At 50.7% G+C, this 17398-nt stretch carries 13 protein-coding genes; 4 read left to right on the top strand and 9 right to left on the bottom strand.

Annotated features, from left to right (window positions below; translation table 11 throughout):
• Position 1: 1 nt before the first annotated feature.
• Positions 2 to 826 (bottom strand): carboxylating nicotinate-nucleotide diphosphorylase, encoded by an 825-nt coding sequence (nadC, locus tag DACE_RS12580; RefSeq protein WP_006001834.1) that lies wholly within the window; start codon positions 824 to 826, stop codon positions 2 to 4.
• 166 nt (positions 827 to 992) lie between these two features.
• On the opposite strand from nadC, the gene DACE_RS12575 reads away from it, so the two are divergent.
• Entirely contained in the window at positions 993 to 1919 is a 927-nt protein-coding gene (locus DACE_RS12575; protein WP_050770025.1) for an OmpA/MotB family protein, read from the top strand.
• A 191-nt stretch (positions 1920 to 2110) separates the two neighbouring features.
• Positions 2111 to 3802, top strand: coding sequence for a tetratricopeptide repeat protein (locus DACE_RS17485; RefSeq protein WP_006001830.1), 1692 nt, complete (start codon positions 2111 to 2113; stop codon positions 3800 to 3802).
• 27 nt (positions 3803 to 3829) lie between these two features.
• On the opposite strand, the gene DACE_RS17480 is transcribed toward DACE_RS17485, so the two are convergent.
• The 7 genes from DACE_RS17480 to arfB form a co-directional block, all read right to left on the bottom strand.
• Complete coding sequence (locus DACE_RS17480) at positions 3830 to 5923, bottom strand: PASTA domain-containing protein (RefSeq protein ID WP_155809122.1); 2094 nt, start codon at positions 5921 to 5923, stop codon at positions 3830 to 3832.
• Positions 5920 to 7008, bottom strand: coding sequence for a hypothetical protein (locus tag DACE_RS12560; protein WP_006001826.1), 1089 nt, complete (start codon positions 7006 to 7008; stop codon positions 5920 to 5922). The genes DACE_RS17480 and DACE_RS12560 overlap by 4 nt, the downstream gene beginning before the upstream one ends.
• 522 nt (positions 7009 to 7530) lie before the next feature.
• Positions 7531 to 8337, bottom strand: coding sequence for a THxN family PEP-CTERM protein (locus DACE_RS12555; protein WP_006001824.1), 807 nt, complete (start codon positions 8335 to 8337; stop codon positions 7531 to 7533).
• Between the two features lie 446 nt (positions 8338 to 8783).
• The gene (locus DACE_RS12550) at positions 8784 to 9440 is read right to left on the bottom strand and encodes a hypothetical protein (RefSeq protein WP_006001823.1); all 657 of its coding nucleotides are present in this window, start codon (positions 9438 to 9440) and stop codon (positions 8784 to 8786) included.
• Positions 9441 to 9484: 44 nt separating this feature from the next.
• On the bottom strand, positions 9485 to 11425 hold the full coding sequence (locus DACE_RS12545; protein WP_006001821.1) for an ABC-F family ATP-binding cassette domain-containing protein: 1941 nt from the start codon (positions 11423 to 11425) through the stop codon (positions 9485 to 9487).
• Positions 11426 to 12208: 783 nt separating this feature from the next.
• A protein-coding gene (locus DACE_RS17950) for an IS3-like element ISDac1 family transposase (RefSeq protein ID WP_155809012.1) occupies positions 12209 to 13365 on the bottom strand; the annotation gives its coding sequence in 2 pieces (ribosomal slippage) (positions 12209 to 13116 and positions 13116 to 13365; 1158 coding nt in all).
• A gap of 397 nt (positions 13366 to 13762) precedes the next feature.
• Positions 13763 to 14158: an alternative ribosome rescue aminoacyl-tRNA hydrolase ArfB gene (gene arfB, locus DACE_RS12530; protein ID WP_006001819.1), complete on the bottom strand. Its 396-nt coding sequence runs from the start codon at positions 14156 to 14158 to the stop codon at positions 13763 to 13765.
• Between the two features lie 218 nt (positions 14159 to 14376).
• Here arfB and DACE_RS12525 point away from each other — a divergent pair, with 218 nt between their 5' ends.
• Positions 14377 to 14760, top strand: coding sequence for a hypothetical protein (locus DACE_RS12525; RefSeq protein WP_040367354.1), 384 nt, complete (start codon positions 14377 to 14379; stop codon positions 14758 to 14760).
• 46 nt (positions 14761 to 14806) lie between these two features.
• On the opposite strand, the gene DACE_RS12520 is transcribed toward DACE_RS12525, so the two are convergent.
• Positions 14807 to 15814 carry a serine/threonine protein kinase gene (locus tag DACE_RS12520; protein WP_040367351.1) on the bottom strand — a complete coding sequence of 336 codons (1008 nt, stop codon included), beginning with the start codon at positions 15812 to 15814 and terminating at the stop codon, positions 14807 to 14809.
• A gap of 285 nt (positions 15815 to 16099) precedes the next feature.
• Between DACE_RS12520 and DACE_RS12515 the strand changes: the two genes are divergently transcribed.
• Positions 16100 to 16942, top strand: coding sequence for a mechanosensitive ion channel family protein (locus tag DACE_RS12515; RefSeq protein WP_006001812.1), 843 nt, complete (start codon positions 16100 to 16102; stop codon positions 16940 to 16942).
• Positions 16943 to 17398: the final 456 nt, after the last annotated feature.

The following is a 17398-nucleotide window of genomic DNA, read 5'->3' as shown; positions in this document are numbered from 1 at the left end:
CCTATTCAAACAACATCGAGATATCGACAGCGCAACTCGAATGGGTCAAAGCACCGACAGAGATCAGGTTGACGCCGGTTTTAGCAATATCAGTCACCGTATCGAGGTTCACACCACCCGAGGCTTCCGTAACGGCACGCGTACCGATCAGACCCACGGCGTCACGCAGCATATCGAGACTCATGTTATCAAGCATGATGATGTCAGCCCCAGCGTCGAGAGCTTCCTGGACATCTTGCAGCGATTCCGTCTCCACCTCAATTTTCAGCGTATGAGGCGCCCGATTGCGCGCACCTTCAATCGCCGCCGTAATACCACCTGCCGCAGCAATATGGTTTTCTTTGATCAGTACGCCGTCATAGAGAGATGTCCGATGGTTCTGGCCTCCGCCCATACGTACCGAGTATTTGTCCAAAACTCGCAGCCCGGGCATGGTTTTGCGGGTATCGACGATGATGGCATCGGTTCCGGCCACAGCCGCAACAAATGCTGCCGTGTGGCTGGCAATACCACTCATACGCTGCATCAGGTTCAACGCCACCCGCTCACCCTGCAGCAGAGTATGGGCATCGCCCTTGATCCAGGCCAGCACATCGCCACGAGCAATCTTTTCGCCGTCCTGCTTCAGCGCTTCAAAAGAAACGGTGCCATCCAACAGCGTAAACACGCGCTCGACAACCTCCATCCCTGCCAAAACAAAATCCTCCTTGGCCACCAATTGCGCACGGCTCGGTGTGCCTTTGGGAACCGTGGATAAGGTGGTGATATCGCCGGAGCCAATATCCTCAGTCAGGGCCATTTGTATAATTCGATCAATTTCAAACACGAGACAATCTCCATAACTTATTGAAAATTCGGTTTTTATACCACACTTTCACCATCTGTCGCAATTGTAAAACCCGACAAGCAAAGGCGCTAAAAAGGATGATGGAACCCTCAGAATATGATAAATGTAAGCGGATTGCTAAACAAAACAACACCGGAGGATACTCGTGAAATCAAAAACCATGATACCTGTTTCTCTTTGGACCATAATCGGCCTGTTCGCACTGCTGTCAACCAGCGGCTGCGTATCAAAAGCCACCTATCAGCAACAATTGGATCAGAACCAGACGCTGCAGACCGATCTATATGGCACCACCGAAAAGCTCAACAACCTGCAAGCTCGTTACGACATCGTGGAACAGCAGCTTGAAGATGCCATGGCGCAAAACAGGGCGCTTAACGATCAGAACATTGCAGCCATGGCCGAAATCGACCGGCTGAAAAACATCTTTCAAGCGCGTAGCCAACAGCAACAGGAACAACTCAGCGCACTTGAGCAACAGCAACAGGAACTCGAAGCCCAGCAAGAACAGCAACAGCAACGCTATCAGCAATTACTCGACAATAAACAGCAACTGGAACAGGAACTCGAACGTGAGCGCATTGCCCGCGAAGCACGTCTGGCCAAGATGGCCAACACCTACAACTCTCTGGTGGCCAATCTGGAGCAGGAGATTGAGCGCGGTGAGATCACCATCAACAAGCTCAAAGACAAGCTGACCGTCAACCTGGTGGAAAAGATTCTCTTCCCATCCGGTTCTGCGGACCTCACTCCGGCCGGGATTAAGGTGATCCGTCAAGTGGGTGACATCCTCAAGGAGGTTGACGACAAAGATATCCGCGTCGAAGGCCACACCGACAACCTCGGCATCAGCAAGGCGCTGCAAGCCAAGTTCCCCAGCAACTGGGAGCTGTCCGCTGCCCGTGCCGCCAATGTGGTTCGCGTTCTACAACGGGAGGTCGGCATCCCCGGCGAAAAGCTGGAGATCGGCGCATACGGTCCCTTCCATCCCGTCTCCAGCAACGATACGCCTGAAGGCCGCGCCCAGAATCGGCGCATCCAGATCGTTCTGGTTCCTCCTGCACAAGCGTAATTCATTTTTTCGACCAAGGCCCCTGACATGACAACATTTCAGGGGCTTTTTAACGTCTGCGCTGTTCAAATTGCTTTTCCCGACATGACAACACCTGTTTAATCTTCTATAAAATTCTTTTATTTGCTGCCTTTATTTCCTGTTATCCTCAATAGATAAATTGTCATTTTATAAAAAAGGGGGGCAAAAATATGAAGCAACGCTTTTCAACGCTGATCGGAGTTGTGATTCTGCTCATCATCACAATGCAACCAACTGCGCAGTGCGAGGAATTAAAGGGAAAAATAACCAACGTCTCGGGCAATGCCATCCATATCAGCCTCGAACAAAAACTCCTGCCACAACTTGGCGACAAGGTCACAGTTTTTGAATCCGTGCCCGGAATCGGGTTAATTCCTCTGGAGGGAACGTGGACTATTTCCACAGCGACTCCAGATCACGTTGTCGCCACCGGCGCCACAAAGAGCACCCCATTTGTCGATCAAGTCGTCTCAGTCAACTCCCCTCAGCCACAACATGAAGACCCGTCCTACACAAAAGCTGACACCCTTTATCAACAAGGGCTGGCGTACTTTGAGGGCAACGACGATATCACACAGGATTTGGCAAAAGCCTTTGATCTCTTTTCACAAGCCGCACACCTTGGCCATGCCAAGGCGCAGTTCAAAGTCGGCTATTGTTATTATTTCGCAAAACATGTCGCCAAAAATCCCGCCCTGGCCGCCCAATGGTTTCAGAAATCCGCCAATCAGGGCTACGCACCCGCCCAAGCCAATATGGGGTCTTTGTACAGCAAAGGAATTGGCGTCCCGCGCGACCCAACCATGGCATTCGAGTGGTTTAAAAAGGCCGCCGACCAAGGCCATCCCAGAGGACAAAACGGACTCGGCCACCTCTATCAAACCGGTAAAGGTGTGAAAAAGAACCATCAACTCGCATTCTCATGGATTCGCAAAGCAGCGTTACAAAACCTTAAAGACGCACAATACAATTTGGGACTGTATTACTATTCCGGCTGGGGCATCGAAAAAGATCTGAGCGAAGGAACAAAATGGTATCGCAAAGCTGCCGAGCAAGGGGATGTCAAAGGGATGCGCAAAATGGGAGCTGCCTATTACTGGGGGCATGGTGTAGCACAGGACTATCGACAAGCCCTCTCCTGGTACCGCAAGGCAGCAGCTCAAAAAGACCTGCCTTCCTATTACGCTCTTGGCCGTCTCTATAAAGAAGGCAAAGGGGTGAACCGTAATACAACCACCGCGTACAACTGGTACTTAAAAGCTGCAGAACAGGGCCATGGCGACAGCCAGTTTCAGGTCGCGTCAGCATTATTTAACGGCAGGGGCGTGGCCAAAGACCGTCGCCAGGCTTACCAGTGGTATAAAAAAGCTGCCGAACAGGGCGATCGCTATGCCCAGTTTTCTGTAGGTCTTTACTATGAATCCGGCCTGGGTGGCATCCCTGAAAGTCGCCAAGACGCTCTTACCTGGTACCGAAAAGCGGCTGACCAGGGTCATGAAAAAGCCCGCCAAAAAGTCGCCGAACTGACACCTGATCCTATTCCGCAACAAGCGCAACAGTACCTACAGCAATTACAATCCACCGACGGCCGCACACAACAACGGGCTGCCAAGGAACTTTATCAATCCACGTATAAAAACAATCGTGCCGTACTTGACCAAGTCAAAGAGCTGCTGTTGTCCGGTTGTACCACCAACTTGCGCGATGGCCATCATATTGATGCCATGGCCTGGCTGTGCAATATTCTCGGTACTTCCGGTGATCCGCGTTACCGCCAACCTCTGCTTGACATATTAAAAACGAGGACCCATAAAAAAATCAAAAAATATGCCCAAAGCAATGCAAGAAAATTAGGCCGTTAACGTATTAACCTCTGAAAAAATAAAAAATCAATCCCGGCTCAAGCTCTCCAAATAATTAGGAGAGTCAGCTTGGTATGTCCGATACGAGCCAGAACGATTTTTTGAACCCTTTGAAGGATTTTTAGACTTGTGCGAAGACACGCTTTGGCTCAAAGCACTATGAACCGCTGACCCAAAGATCTGCGCCATGCCCTCATGAAAGCGGTCATGCTGTTGCTTACGTTGTTCTGCGCGTTTTTCCACTTCTGTGGCCATGCCCAGATAATCGGCATAAAATGAGCAGCTTTTTGACTGCGCCAGAATGCCTTTAAATCGGTCCCAATTGTAAACACGCAGAGCACTGTCCATGGCCACCAATTGTTCCTGACAAAACTGCGATTGTTCCTTGTGACGTTCAAGCTGGTTTATCGCGGCCAATTCACTGTCATGAAACGCACAATCCTGAGACTGAGTGAGAATTTCGCGACAACGATCATAATTTTTGACCTGATATGCTGCGTAAAAGGCGTGTTGATTTGTTTTGCATCGATCACTTTTTTCACAGCTAGCAAACAAAGTCAGGACGACATCTCCCCCTTGAGATGAAACGGGCTTTCCAGCCACCAGACTTTGTTTCTGGACAGTCCTTACTTTGTCCGTCGACAACGCCGCATTACCGGGCACTGTTGTAACCCGCAGCCCGGCAGCCTCCATCTGTAACGTCGCTTCAAGTTTGCCCAATCCCACAACAGCAGGAACGGTTTCGCCCTGATAACGTCCATAGAGCGATAAAGACACGCTCTGTCCAACAGCCACAGGCTTCTCCGGCTCAGGTTTCTGGGCAAACACCTTATATTCACTGTCCGGATCAGGTGCCTCTTTTCCGACCTGAGCCGCAACCGTCAGACCGGCGGCTTCAAGGACATCGCGTGCTTTCTGGGCTTTCAAGCCGATGACGCCGGGCATGTCAATGGTGATCTCACTGTAAACCAGGGCAATCACAGTGACAAATGAGCCGACAGGATAAGCACTTTTAGCACTGGGCATCTGGCTGTAAACCTTACCGACCAACTCCTGCCGTGGGGCCGCCTGTTCCTCAACAACCTTGGCGGTAAATCCGGCTCCTCGAATGAGCCCTTCAGCATCCTTTTTGCTCTTACCGGCAACATCCGGCACGATCAGCATACCGTTAACTGAATTGATTTCATCAAGGACCTGCTGTTTATGGCGTTCCATGCGCTCGCTATTGCGTTGGTCGCGAATTTGCTGCGCCTGTTCATGGAGCTCATCCGTGTCGATGTACCCGGTTGAAGACAGATGACCATGGCCATAAACGAGATTAAAATCTGTCCGGATGCGCCGACGCTTCGTTTCACCCTCTTCCTGCCAGGCTTGATACTGTTTTGAAATATGATCGCCCACTTTCTCCACATTCGGCGCAATATACTCGTTGTACGCCACAGACGAACCGATCGCGCCTACGACGGCACCCGTGGTAGCGCCAACAGCAGCGCCCACCGGTGCCCCGACCGGCCCGCCAATAAGCGCACCGACAAAGGTTCCGGCCTCTGCCCCGGCAGCGGCCCCAGCCGCAGCGCTGGCACCGGCAAGAGCACCGGAAGCAGTGGCATTGCCAACCGCCTCAGCAACCCCGACAACATCTCCTCCGGACAACGCACCGGCAACGGAGGCCAGAGTGCCGGCTTTATCCAGAGCGTCCAGTTTGTCGGCGACTGCGGTGAAGTTTTTGCCCCCCTTTTGCAAAATCTCAACAGCACCCTTCTTATCGGTTTTGAAAACCTGCTTGATGATCTTGATCTGCCGACCGCGATTGGCTCTGCTCAGCTCTTTTAACAGCGCATCCTTGACCCCACCCGCAGAATTGGTCACCGGGCCACTGGCCGCGTTGACCGTTTCCGCGCCATCCGCTATCGCTTTCCTGGTCGCCTTGATTCGTTGATCTGCTTGCTCCTGCTCCTGCCGTTTCAGGATTTCAAACTCCAACAAACCTCGAGACGGCGGTTCTTCATGGTGCTGAATCGCTCTGAAATCATGGCTGTAGCAAAAACCACTGGAGATCATGAACGCACCGAGAAGAGCAGACACAACAATCAGGTGCAGCACAACAACAGCTCTCATCATGCCCCCTCTTTCAGGTGTTTTTTATGCATGGCGTGTTCTTGATAGAAAAACTGATAATCAACCAGATCAACCCGGCGTAACCGCAACCGATCGTCATGCCCGGAAAAGGACAGCACCAGACACGCCCCCCCCTGTTCAGCCGAGGTCAAAAACACCTGACATCCTGACGCCCCTTCAACATAATAACTGGTGCGAAGCCCGCGAAACCACTCCGGAGGCAGAACCTCAAGGCGTTTTACGGTATTGGGAAGTGTGAGATTCACATACGGAAGTAGACGGCCGAGTTGCCCCGCCGTTGCTACGGTAAGCAGCTCTAAAGTCAGTTTATGGCAAGTTTTCAGCGTGAGATTATCTGGTGCGGGAACTCTGAACTGCAGGACATTGAGGAGATGATCATTCAACATCAGAGTAACACTGTGATAATTGAGAGATTTGTCGGATTCAGGCTTGAGTATCGGCAAAGCAGAGCGCCATGAGGTCCTTTTTTTTGAAAAAACAGCTTCAAACGCACAGGTGGTCGTCGCGACCTCCATCCCGAGCATAGTCGGTAAAAAGGCCTTTTGTCGGAGCCATTGAGGTACCAGATCGAATCCAGAGCTGTTCGTCCGCAGCCAATCGCCCATCACCAGTTCTGCACCAACGATCTGAAACAGGTCATCGCGTGATTGCCACACTGTCAGCAGAACAGTGTCATCAAAGGGATTGTAGAACCCGACAACTGGGCGGTCAGACGTTTGCAGAACATGCAGTTGAATCGCCCCATTCAAAAAAAGCTCCCAACCTGGTACCGACTGCTCAGGACTCCACAAGGTCTGATCAATTTCGTGCAGTTCGGCCAGTCCACGTGTTGCCGCAAACGTCATGATGGCGAGAGGAAAATCCTGTTGCGCCAGGGTTTTGAAGCGACTGGCTGCCATCATCAGTGAGGTCATCTCTTTGGCCTGTTGTTGCGTCAGGACAAGATCATTGCCACTGTCGCCCCAGGCCCAACGGGCTGACACCGTGGCTACGCTGAACCCCAGAAATAAAAGACAGCACCACAGCAATACCCTTCGTTGCCAGCTTTTAGAAAAAGCCCCCATCATCGCTCCCCCCTCTTTTAACTCATATCATAACACGTGCAATCAACAGATTCCCGATAAGGACGGGTCGAAAGCACCTTGCATCCAATCATGACGGAACAGGATTTTTTTGCAACCAAAGGATATGAACGATCACGTGATCTAACCGGGCTTTGCGTCGGTAAAATTTACACGTCTGCTCTGTGTTGCATCCTAGCTCTCTGGCTCAATCACTGACCTTGCCACCTTTCCCTCTACCCAACAAAAACACTCAGCATAGGATAGAATCGTCGGTTTTCTTAACAAATAGCCGTTCCAACACAATTGAACCTCAGACTTATCAGGTACAGAGCTCTGAGCAACGCAGTGCGCTGCATAACACCTCACCTGACAGTGGACCTGAGGGCCAAATAACATACCCGCAACGCCTGGGTTACAAGCATTGCGGGTATTGGTTTTGTATCACTCAAATAGATTATTAGCAGAACGTGCCAGCATTCATCGTTAGCTTTTTCCTTGATAAAACAAACTCCCCGGCTAAAAAAGCTACTGTCTACGACGACGTGCATAGAAGATAAGACCTAACAATCCACCACCAAACAGAACAAATGTCCCCGGCTCCGGGACAACATTCAAAGGTTCGGTTGAGATGGTAAACACGAATGGCAAAGTTGTTGATTGCCCTTCAACAGTGGTAAAGCCCATTGTGGTGTTATCATCGACACCCACGAAATCGGCATAGGGGCCAGTCAGCAGGGATAGCACCTCACCATTACTGGGGAAAACATTGACAAAATAATCCACCAAACCGTCACCATCACCATTATCATAGGAAAAATTGAAGTTTGGAAAACCACTGAGCAGAGCAAAAACATCGTTCTCATCAGTCCCGTCATTAGGTGTTTCGAAAAAAGCGATATCAACGTCAAAGGTTGCTGCAGGAAAAGGATTAAACGGATTTGGAGCCAAGGCCACTGTCGAATGGATAACAGTGCTCAAAAGCGAAATAGAATCGCCGGGAATAACATAGTTGTTATGGGTAATCGAAATGTCTGGAGCCCAATAATTGTTGATGTTGGGAACGGCGCCACCACCAACATAGGTGTCCACGTTATCAACAACCACGGCCGGATCAAGCACCAGGCTGCTTTGTATCGGATACTGCAACGTGGTGTTGCCCCAAGACAGACTTGTATCCGTTATCACGGGGGCATCACCATTGCCTGCAGAAAATGTACTGTCTATGAATACAGACGACACGGTGTAATCCCAAGTCATCACATAGGCAAAAGCATTCACTGAAAAAAGTGACAAAACAAGGACGCTCAAAATCACGAAAACTCTTTTTAACATGCTGTACCTCCTTCTTCATCGTACAGTTCATCTTTGTGAAACCGAGGAGTTTTATTGATAAAAGAACAGCATAGATCATACCAATAGAGCCCGGGAAAAAAGGAACAAGAAAAAAGCTAGCAATATCCAGTTGATAGCTTTTTCTGAAAATTCATATAGATTTTACCGAAGACAATGTAAAGATTTTCGACATCGAAATAAGCGTAAAGGTCGCACGAGGGATGACCACAAGTGGGTAGAAAACGGCAGACCAGACAGAGAAGAGCTGAATGCTTCAGAACGGTAGAATCACCCCGATGTACAGATTGATATTCATGAAACAAAAAAACAGGATGTCACAACGGTAACATCCTGTTTTTTAAAAACTCACACCTCAAAAGAGGTGCATAGCCTGAATGACATGCCGCCTCTTTTCACTAAGAGATCCCGCTTCAATCGGGTGGCTGCTATAAATTAAGCTCCCGCCAGATCTGTAACCACGTCTTTTCCAGATTCAGTCCGGCTAACAGTTGATTGACTTGCGACTGTTCAACAAAACGGATCACATCCAGTTGACAGCCTTCGAGAGCGGCGATGGAATGCTTGATATCAGCCTGATAGCTCAGCTCGGATTGGGTGTCGTGAAAAAAACCCAGCTCCGCCCCTTCGTGATAGAAAATCATGGTCGCTTGAGATTCGACAGTAAGGCGTAACACACCACTGAATTTGTGCTGATCGATATAGTCCATCAACCGATCCACATCCAGCAGAGTCATGGCTTGTGCTTCAAAGACAGGTTCACCTTCACACGCTTTGTGAACAAGGGCTGCCAGTCGGGCGTCAAGACGATAAATATCCAAACGACACGCCCAATCATCGCCCTGAATCATGCGAAACATCTGCTCTAACGCCGCCACTCCGGTCAGACGGCGTTGACCAATCCCCCACAGCCCGGCGACTATTTTACCGGCCTCATAACACAGAACCGCCGCATCATCTTCACCGGCAAGAGACAGATAACCACTGAATCCGTTAGAGCACATTTTGATCAGGGCATCGGGCATTTTCAGCCGTTTGGGATCAAGCCCTTCTTTGACCACCCGTCCGCGGGGAAGCACGAGCATAGTCTCACCTCAATAAATAACGTGTTGAATTTAGAAAGAATCCATCACTCGGCCAGGGTTGTCAAGTCATGTTGAAGTTTCTCCCATTGCTCATACATCCCTTCCAAAGCTTCGGCCTGGTCACGATGCTGATCAGAGAGTTGGGAAAACTGGGCCTGATCCTGATACAGTTCGGGATCAGCCAACTGCTGTTCAAGATCAGCCTGATGCGTTTCAGCGGTTTCGATATCGGCTTCAAGCTGTTGGAGCTGCTTTTCCAGCTTGCGCTGCTGTTTTTGCTGTTCCTTGCGTTGAGCATGTTCCTGTTTTCGCTGTTCCTTGGTCGCAGCCGGAATCTCTGATGCGATTGCACTGTTCAGGTGCTCAACGCGCTGTTCCGAATGGTCATCACAGCCTTCAGCCTGACGGGCAGAAAGAAAGTCCGCATAGTTGCCGGGATGGGAACTGATACCACCACCGGATACATCAATGATACGACTGGCCAGCTGATCGACAAAATAGCGATCATGGGAAACAAACACCAGGGTACCGGTATAGCTTTTCAGGGCGTCGAGCAACACTTCTTTGGATTGCAGGTCAAGATGGTTGGTCGGTTCATCGAGCAGCATCAGATTTGCCGGACGCAACAGCAAAATGGCCAAAGCCAGCCGGTTGCGCTCGCCACCGGACAGCACCTTGACCCGCTTATGCACATCATCACCGCTGAACAGAAAGGTGCCGAGCACATCGCGCAAACGGGGCACCATATCCACCGGTGAAGATGCAGTAATCTCCTCCAGCACGGTTCGCTCCGGTGTGAGAACCGCCGCTTGATCCTGAGCAAAATAGGCCAGTTCGAGATTATGGCCTTCAATGCGTTGCCCTTCACTGGGTTGTTCACTGCCGGCCAGCAAGCGCATCAGGGTTGATTTGCCGGCGCCATTCGCTCCAACCAGCGCCACACGCTCGCCACGGGTTACAGTCAAATCAACGTCTTTGAGCACCTGATGGTCACCGTAACGCTGGCCAGCCTGTTCCAGCACAAGCAAATCCTTGCCGCCACGTGACGGCTGAGGGAATTTAAACGCGATCTTTTTGCGCTGCGGCGGGATCTGGATCCGTTCGATCTTTTCCAGTTGGCGCACCCGGCTCTGTACCTGGCTGGCCTTGTTGGCCTGGTAGCGGAAGCGATTGATAAACGCCTCAATGCGTTCAATCTCTTCATCCTGACGTTGTTTCTGCTCACGTAGAGCGGCGACGCGACGGTCACGTTCAATCAGATAGAGGGAATAGTTACCGGGATATTCGCTCAGAGCACCGTTCCACACTTCGACAATCCGCTCCACCACCTGATCCATAAAAAAGCGGTCGTGCGACACCAGCACAACAGAAAACGGATACTGGGACAGATAGCTTTCCAGCCAGTTGCGTGCCGGCAAGTCAAGATGGTTGGTGGGTTCGTCGAGCAGCAGCAAATTGGGGCGCTGCAGCAGCAGGCGCGCCAAAGCGATACGCATCTGCCAGCCGCCGGAAAATTGTTCGCAGGGTTTCTGCCAATCGTCTTCGCAAAAGCCGAGGCCATTGAGCACCTTGGCGATATCGGTTTCCAGGGTAAATCCGCCGCGCTGGCTGTAGAGATCCTGCAGGTGGGCGTAACGCTCCAACAATTTTTCGTCAGCGTCCTGGGAGATCTGCGTCTCCAGGCGGCTGATCTCCTCGGACATCTCCAACAGTTCGGCGCAGGCACTGCGCACCTCTTCGAACAGGCTTTTTCCTTTGTAGCTCAAGCCATCTTGAGGCAAATAACCGAAGGTGGTCCCTTTGGCGACGATTACATCGCCTTTATCGCAGTGGTTGATGCCACATAACAGTTTTAACAGGGTCGATTTGCCGGCACCGTTTTCGCCACACAGACCGATACGCGCTCCGGGGCGGATATGCCAGTTGACTCCGGCAAAAATTTTGCGTCCGGAGAAATCGACTTCAACGTCTTTAAGTTGCAACATGCTGGATTAATCTTTCCTGGTCGTCATGAACGGGGATAAATTCATCACGGGTTATACCGTGCTGTTCCGAGAACATCAAGGGGGAAGCGTTTGTTGGGGTGTTTGATAGGTTTTGAGTTGTAAAAACAAAGGTCAAGATCAGAGTCAAACCACCGGGGTTCGTCCCGGCAGCCGACATCCTTTTGACTGGCCACTCAAAAGTATGCAAAAACCAGCTTGAACACCTCCTGACCCTGGATCAACCGACACTGTGTCTGTTTCCGCTATGCTTTGCAGATCCGGCTCGCCGCCCTTTTGGTCGGGTCTCATCAGCTTTGATGGAAAATGTTGATAACAATCTTAAGTCGCGCTCTATCTCTGGTGTGGCCCCGATCAAACAGGCGGGACGGTGCCCACTCTTGCGGCAGAGTGTCATTTAGCAGCCAAGCCCTCCCGTTCAGCAGCACTGAACGCAATGAACGTCAGCGCAATGGTTGTCGGCAACCTGTTTGAGCGGTAGCGAGTTTTGCCGACATTGCGATGTAAGAGAATGGAGAGAGGGAACCCGGAGGGTGCAATGACGGGAGTCGATTTTGCGGTACTTTTGTCGACGCAAAAGTGCCCCGAAGTGCGGGCGCGGAAGCCCGCGTCACGTGGGTACCAACATCGCGAACGGATGAAGTTCGCTGGTGCGATTCGTTTCGTATTACGAACCACTGAAGATCAAGATCACAGTCAAAGTCGCCGGGACTCGCCCCGGCAGGCGACATCCTTTTGACTGGCCGCTCAAAAGGATTGTAGTGGTCAACTATTTTTGGACACAGATATAAGTTCTTTTTCCGCTACAGCCGGAGCCATTCCTTTATTTCTTTGATGAGGTCTGCTCCAGTTGTAATAGTTCATAAAATAGTGCTCTATGTCGAGCTGTGCTTCTGCAAACGTTTGATAGCCACCTTTTGGCATCCATTCGCTTTTGTAACTGCGAAACAAACGCTCCATTGGTGCATTATCCCAGCAATTTCCTCGCCGACTCATGCTCTGTTTCATCTGATAGCATCGAAGCTGGAGACAGAACAAATCACTGCCATATTGTTGTCCCTGGTCTGTGTGAACCAAAACCCCAGTTGGCTTTTTCCTTGTCCGATAAGCGCTTTTGATAGCGTTAACTGCAAGTTGTGCGTCACAGTTTTCTGATAAGCTCAACCCAACAACACGCCGAGTGTAAAGATCTAATACCGCAGCGACATAAATCCACCGTTTTCCAACTCGAACATAGGTAATATCACTACACCATGTCTGGTTTTTCCTCTTCGCATCAAAATCCCGATTCAACAGGTTCGGAATCTTTGGATGTTCTACTTTGGCAATTCTGTACAAACGTGGTTTAGGTTGTTTACTGAATAAGCTCGCCTCACGCATCAGACGACGTACTCTGAAACGTCCTATGGTGATACCTTCACTGCGTAACATGTTGGTAAGACTGCGGCTTCCAGCTGAATAACGACTTTTATTGAACAACTCCTTGATCCGAATACGTAACTTGATGCGTTCAGTATCTGGATGAGCTCGACGATTCAAATAGGCATAGTAGCTAGAACGCGAAACATCAAAAAGACGGCAAAGGACACAAACGCAGTCATGCTCTCTCAATGTACTGATCAACTCAAACGAAGCTTGTCTTCCGACATTAAGAGAGCGGTAGCCTTTTTTAGGATTTGCTTCTCTTTCTCCAGACGACGAATATGGGCTTCGAGTTCCTGGATACGCTTTTTGTCCTCTGTAAGGGCTGGAGTTTCCGGTGTCGTCCCAGCTCGTTCCTGTTTGAGCTGCTTTACCCAACGACGCATGGCCGTTTCTCCAACATCCATAACTCGGGCAGCATCTGGGACACTGTATCCCTGATCCAAAACAAGGCTGGCACATTCTACCTTGAATTCATTTGTGAATATTTTTCTTCCCATAGTCCTTAGACCCCTTTCTCGTTTAGGTGGATGTTACCACCTTTGTGGGTGTCCAAGTTTAGTAGACCACTACAGATGCAAAAACCGGCTGAACACCTCCTGAACCTCAAATCAACCGACACTGTGTCTGTTTTCGCTATGCTTTGCAGATCCGGCTCGCCGCCCTTTTGGTCGGCGAATCATGCAACTCATCATCTTTGGCGTAAAATGTTGATAACAATCTTAAGTTGCGCTCTATCTCTGGTGTGGCACCGATCAAACGGACGGGACGGTGCCCGCCCTGCAGTCGTGTGTTATTGAGCAACCAAGCTCTCCCGTTCAGCAGTGCCGAACGAAGAGAATCGTCATCGCGATGGTCGTCGGCAACCTGTTTGAGCGGTAGCGAGAAGTAGATCCGTCAGGAAGGATCAACCTTCCCCCGCAACTGCTTAATACTGCTGCGATGCTTTTTACTGTCAACCCGCTTACGCCGGGCCGAAGCACTGGGCTTGGTCGGCCGCCGTTTCTTGACCGTCCGACTCGCCTCCTCAAGCAACTCCTCCAAACGCTGCAACGCCTCCTGGCGATTGCGCTCCTGGCTGCGTGAGTTCTGCGCCTTAATGGTCAATACACCATCCTGATCGATGCGTCGGTCGCGCCGAGCCAGCAGCCGTTCCACCACCGCCGGCGGCAGACCACAATCCTTCAGATCAACACTCAACATGATCGCCGTCGATGTTTTATTGACATGCTGTCCCCCTGCACCTTGCGAGCGAACGGCTTTAAAATTGAGATAACATTCGTCGATTTTCATAGAATTCTTTCCTGCCCAACAACGTTTTTATCAAAATCAACCTGGGAACCAGCCAAACATAACCACTTGAAATCATAGAAATGCGACCCGACATCGACCCGGATTTGCCGCGATGTCGAATGCAAACCTGTTTTGCCGGGGCTAGGCTTGACTCAAAAGCGCAACACAACGCAATGCAATCAGATCACTCACTCGTACCCGACAAAAAGGAGGAACTTATGCGACGCATCGTTTTCGTACTCATGACCTTAGCCCTGACCTTCACTGTAATGGCGTCAACCAGTTTTGCCAAACATCATCGCGATGAGGACTCTCGCAACCGCCCACATGTTGTTCAAACGTATAATTCACACCATCGTGATTATGCCCGATACGATCACGGCCATGACCAACGCTATCAGAAACACCAGCGCCACCCTGGCAAACATGCGGTTAAAGTCAGCCGCCATAACAAGCACCACCGCCGTCATCATCTGGCCGAATACCGTCATCACCGTCAACCAACCTGCAACATTTATAAAAGGGGCTATCGTGACCAGCGGACAACCATCGTACTTCCGGCACCTCCGATCCCGCGTGTTGTTCTCCACTTTCCCTGGTAAATAAAAGCAGCGGATCTATCCACAAATCCGTTCCACAAGATACGCTTCAGTAAAGCACAGACAATGGCGGCTCATTCAGGGCCGCCAGTTGTTCTCTGAGTTGCAAAACATGTTCTCCCCAATAGTGCATGGTATTAAACCAGGGGAAATGCACGGGAAAGGTCGGATCATCCCAACGCTCCGCCAGCCACGAGGCGTAATGAATCATGCGCAGGCTGCGTAATGCCTCAATGGCCGGAAGCTGGGCTACGGGAAACGGTTGAAACAACTCATATCCATCCATCAATGCCTGCAACTGTTGATGTTGGCGGGTTTGGTCGCCACTGAGCATCATCCACAAATCCTGAATGGCCGGAGCCATGCGGGCATCATCAAAATCAACAAAGTTGGGGCGTCCATCACGCCACAGAATATTACCGGCATGACAATCGCCATGCGCACGGATTGGTGTTAACGCACCTTCAAGACGACCAAAGATGGCATCGACACCCTGAAGAAGATCCCGCGTCACCGCATCATAGGTGGCCTGATATTCCACCGGCATAAAGTGCTCACTGATCAGCGCCACCCGGCTGGAACCAAAGGTGTGACAATCAAGGGTGGGACGATGGTCAAAAGCACATCGCGAACCAACCGCGTGCATACGGCCCAACATGCGACCGAGCACGCGCAGGTTGTCCAGATTGTCGAATTCCGGCGCATGACCGCCACGCCGCTCAAACACCGCCAGACGGTTTCCTCCGAAAGAAAACAGGCTCTGGCCATCGTCATTGCGCCACGGAGCAACAACAGGCAGCTCCTGTTCGACCAACTCGAAGCAGAACTGATGCTCTTCAAGAATTTGCTCATCGCTCCAGCGTTGTGGCCGGTAAAACTTCACCACCAGTGGCTCATGATCCTCAATACCAACCTGATAGACGCGATTCTCATAACTGTTAAGCGCAAATACCCGGCAGTCACAGACAAAACCTAGCGATTCCACAGCATCCATCACGCTATCGGGGGTCAAGCCATGAAATGGGTGGCTGTTTTCTACGGTACTGTTCTCTTCCATATCACCTCTGGGTTCGGTGTCGTTGTTTTCGCGGGTTATCCTAACACAAATGTGTAAAGAGAAGCGTGTCGGCCATAACAAAAATGGCTGCACAATCATCTGATCGCGATCAACGATTTTCCATGACGGTCCAACGGACAGAACACGCTTCTAATGGGTCGGAATCGTTAACGGCCTTAAAAGCGACCCTCTTTCAATTTCCCGCAATAATTAGAGGTGTTCTTAAGAGTTTTTTATGATAAATAATGATGGAGAAACGAACTGTTTTAATCAATGGAGGGGAGCATGGATTTTTCTCAATTACTCGATATGGAACACTTGGGACCACGCATTCTTGACTTGCTGTTTCAGTACGGCCCCAAGGTTATCGCCGCCGTCGTCATTTTCATCCTTGGTCGTGTGTTCGCCCGCATCATCCGCAATGCGGTGCGCCGGATCCTCAGACGCAGCAAAGTGGATGATCTGTTAATCTCATTCGTCGGCAGCCTCACCTACATGGGCGTACTGGCCTTTGTCATCATTGCCGCGCTCAACCAGCTGGGTATTCAGACCACTTCATTCGTTGCCATCCTCGGTGCCGCCGGTCTGGCCATCGGCTTAGCATTACAGGGATCGCTGTCCAACTTTGCCGCCGGTGTGCTGATGATCATTTTCCGCCCGTTTAAAAACGGCGACTATATCGAAGGGGCTGGTGTCGCCGGGCTGGTCGAGCAGATCCAAATCTTCACCACCGAGTTGCGCACCCCGGACAACAAACTGGTGATCATCCCCAATGCCAATCTAATGGGCAGTAACATCATTAATTATTCCGCCAATCATACACGCCGTATCGATATGGTCTTTGGTATTGGCTATGACGATGACCTGCGCAAGGCCAAGAAAATTCTTCAGGAGATTCTGGAGTCTGACACGCGGATTCTCAAAGATCCGGCTCCGGTCATTGCCGTTTCCGAGCTGGGTGACAGCAGTGTCAATTTTGTTGTGCGACCCTGGGCCGCCACTAAGGATTACTGGGATCTCTACTTTCACCTGATGGAAACCGTCAAGATCCGTTTTGATGAAGAGGGGATCAGCATTCCCTATCCGCAGCGGGATGTGCACCTGTATCAGGAGAGCAGCAAAGAGTAACGGCTTCTTCTCTTTTAAAAAGCAAGGTCAAGGTCGCCGGGTTTCGTCCCGGCAGCCGACATACTTTTGACTAGCCGCTCAAAAGTATGCAAAAGCCAGCTGAACTTCTCCTGAACCTGAATCAACCGATAATGAGGCTATTTCCGTCTTGCTTTACAGATTCGGCTCGCCTCAACAAGGAGAATATTGGATAAACACGTCCTGTGTTTCCCAATAACGCAAGACGGAAATCGCGCGCCACATCAGCACAGGCGTAAAACGTTGATAACCGTCTTACGCCTCACTCTATTTCTTCCGTGGCACCTGTTAAACGGGTGGGCAGTGCCCACCCTGCCTAGGCTTGTTTTTTTGCACTTCAGCCCTCCCGTACTGCAGCGCCGAACGCAAGGAGCGTCGTCGTGATGGTTTTCGGCAAACTGTTTGAGCGCCAGCGAGTTTTTGCCGATATCACGGCGT

It is taken from the genome of Desulfuromonas acetoxidans DSM 684, assembly GCF_000167355.1.
Lineage (GTDB): Bacteria > Desulfobacterota > Desulfuromonadia > Desulfuromonadales > Desulfuromonadaceae > Desulfuromonas > Desulfuromonas acetoxidans.
The sequence above is the reverse complement of the archived record's forward strand: the minus strand, read 5'-3'. Positions and strand labels throughout refer to the sequence as shown.

Coding starts and splice junctions, on each gene's coding strand:
- DACE_RS17485 (WP_006001830.1), top strand. CDS start 2,111: ATGAAGCAACGCTTTTCAACGCTGATCGGAGTTGTGATTCTGCTCATC.
- DACE_RS17480 (WP_155809122.1), bottom strand. CDS start 5,923: ATGATGAGAGCTGTTGTTGTGCTGCACCTGATTGTTGTGTCTGCTCTT.
- DACE_RS12560 (WP_006001826.1), bottom strand. CDS start 7,008: ATGATGGGGGCTTTTTCTAAAAGCTGGCAACGAAGGGTATTGCTGTGG.
- DACE_RS12555 (WP_006001824.1), bottom strand. CDS start 8,337: ATGTTAAAAAGAGTTTTCGTGATTTTGAGCGTCCTTGTTTTGTCACTT.
- DACE_RS12550 (WP_006001823.1), bottom strand. CDS start 9,440: ATGCTCGTGCTTCCCCGCGGACGGGTGGTCAAAGAAGGGCTTGATCCC.
- DACE_RS12545 (WP_006001821.1), bottom strand. CDS start 11,425: ATGTTGCAACTTAAAGACGTTGAAGTCGATTTCTCCGGACGCAAAATT.
- arfB (WP_006001819.1), bottom strand. CDS start 14,158: ATGAAAATCGACGAATGTTATCTCAATTTTAAAGCCGTTCGCTCGCAA.
- DACE_RS12525 (WP_040367354.1), top strand. CDS start 14,377: ATGCGACGCATCGTTTTCGTACTCATGACCTTAGCCCTGACCTTCACT.
- DACE_RS12520 (WP_040367351.1), bottom strand. CDS start 15,814: ATGGAAGAGAACAGTACCGTAGAAAACAGCCACCCATTTCATGGCTTG.
- DACE_RS12515 (WP_006001812.1), top strand. CDS start 16,100: ATGGATTTTTCTCAATTACTCGATATGGAACACTTGGGACCACGCATT.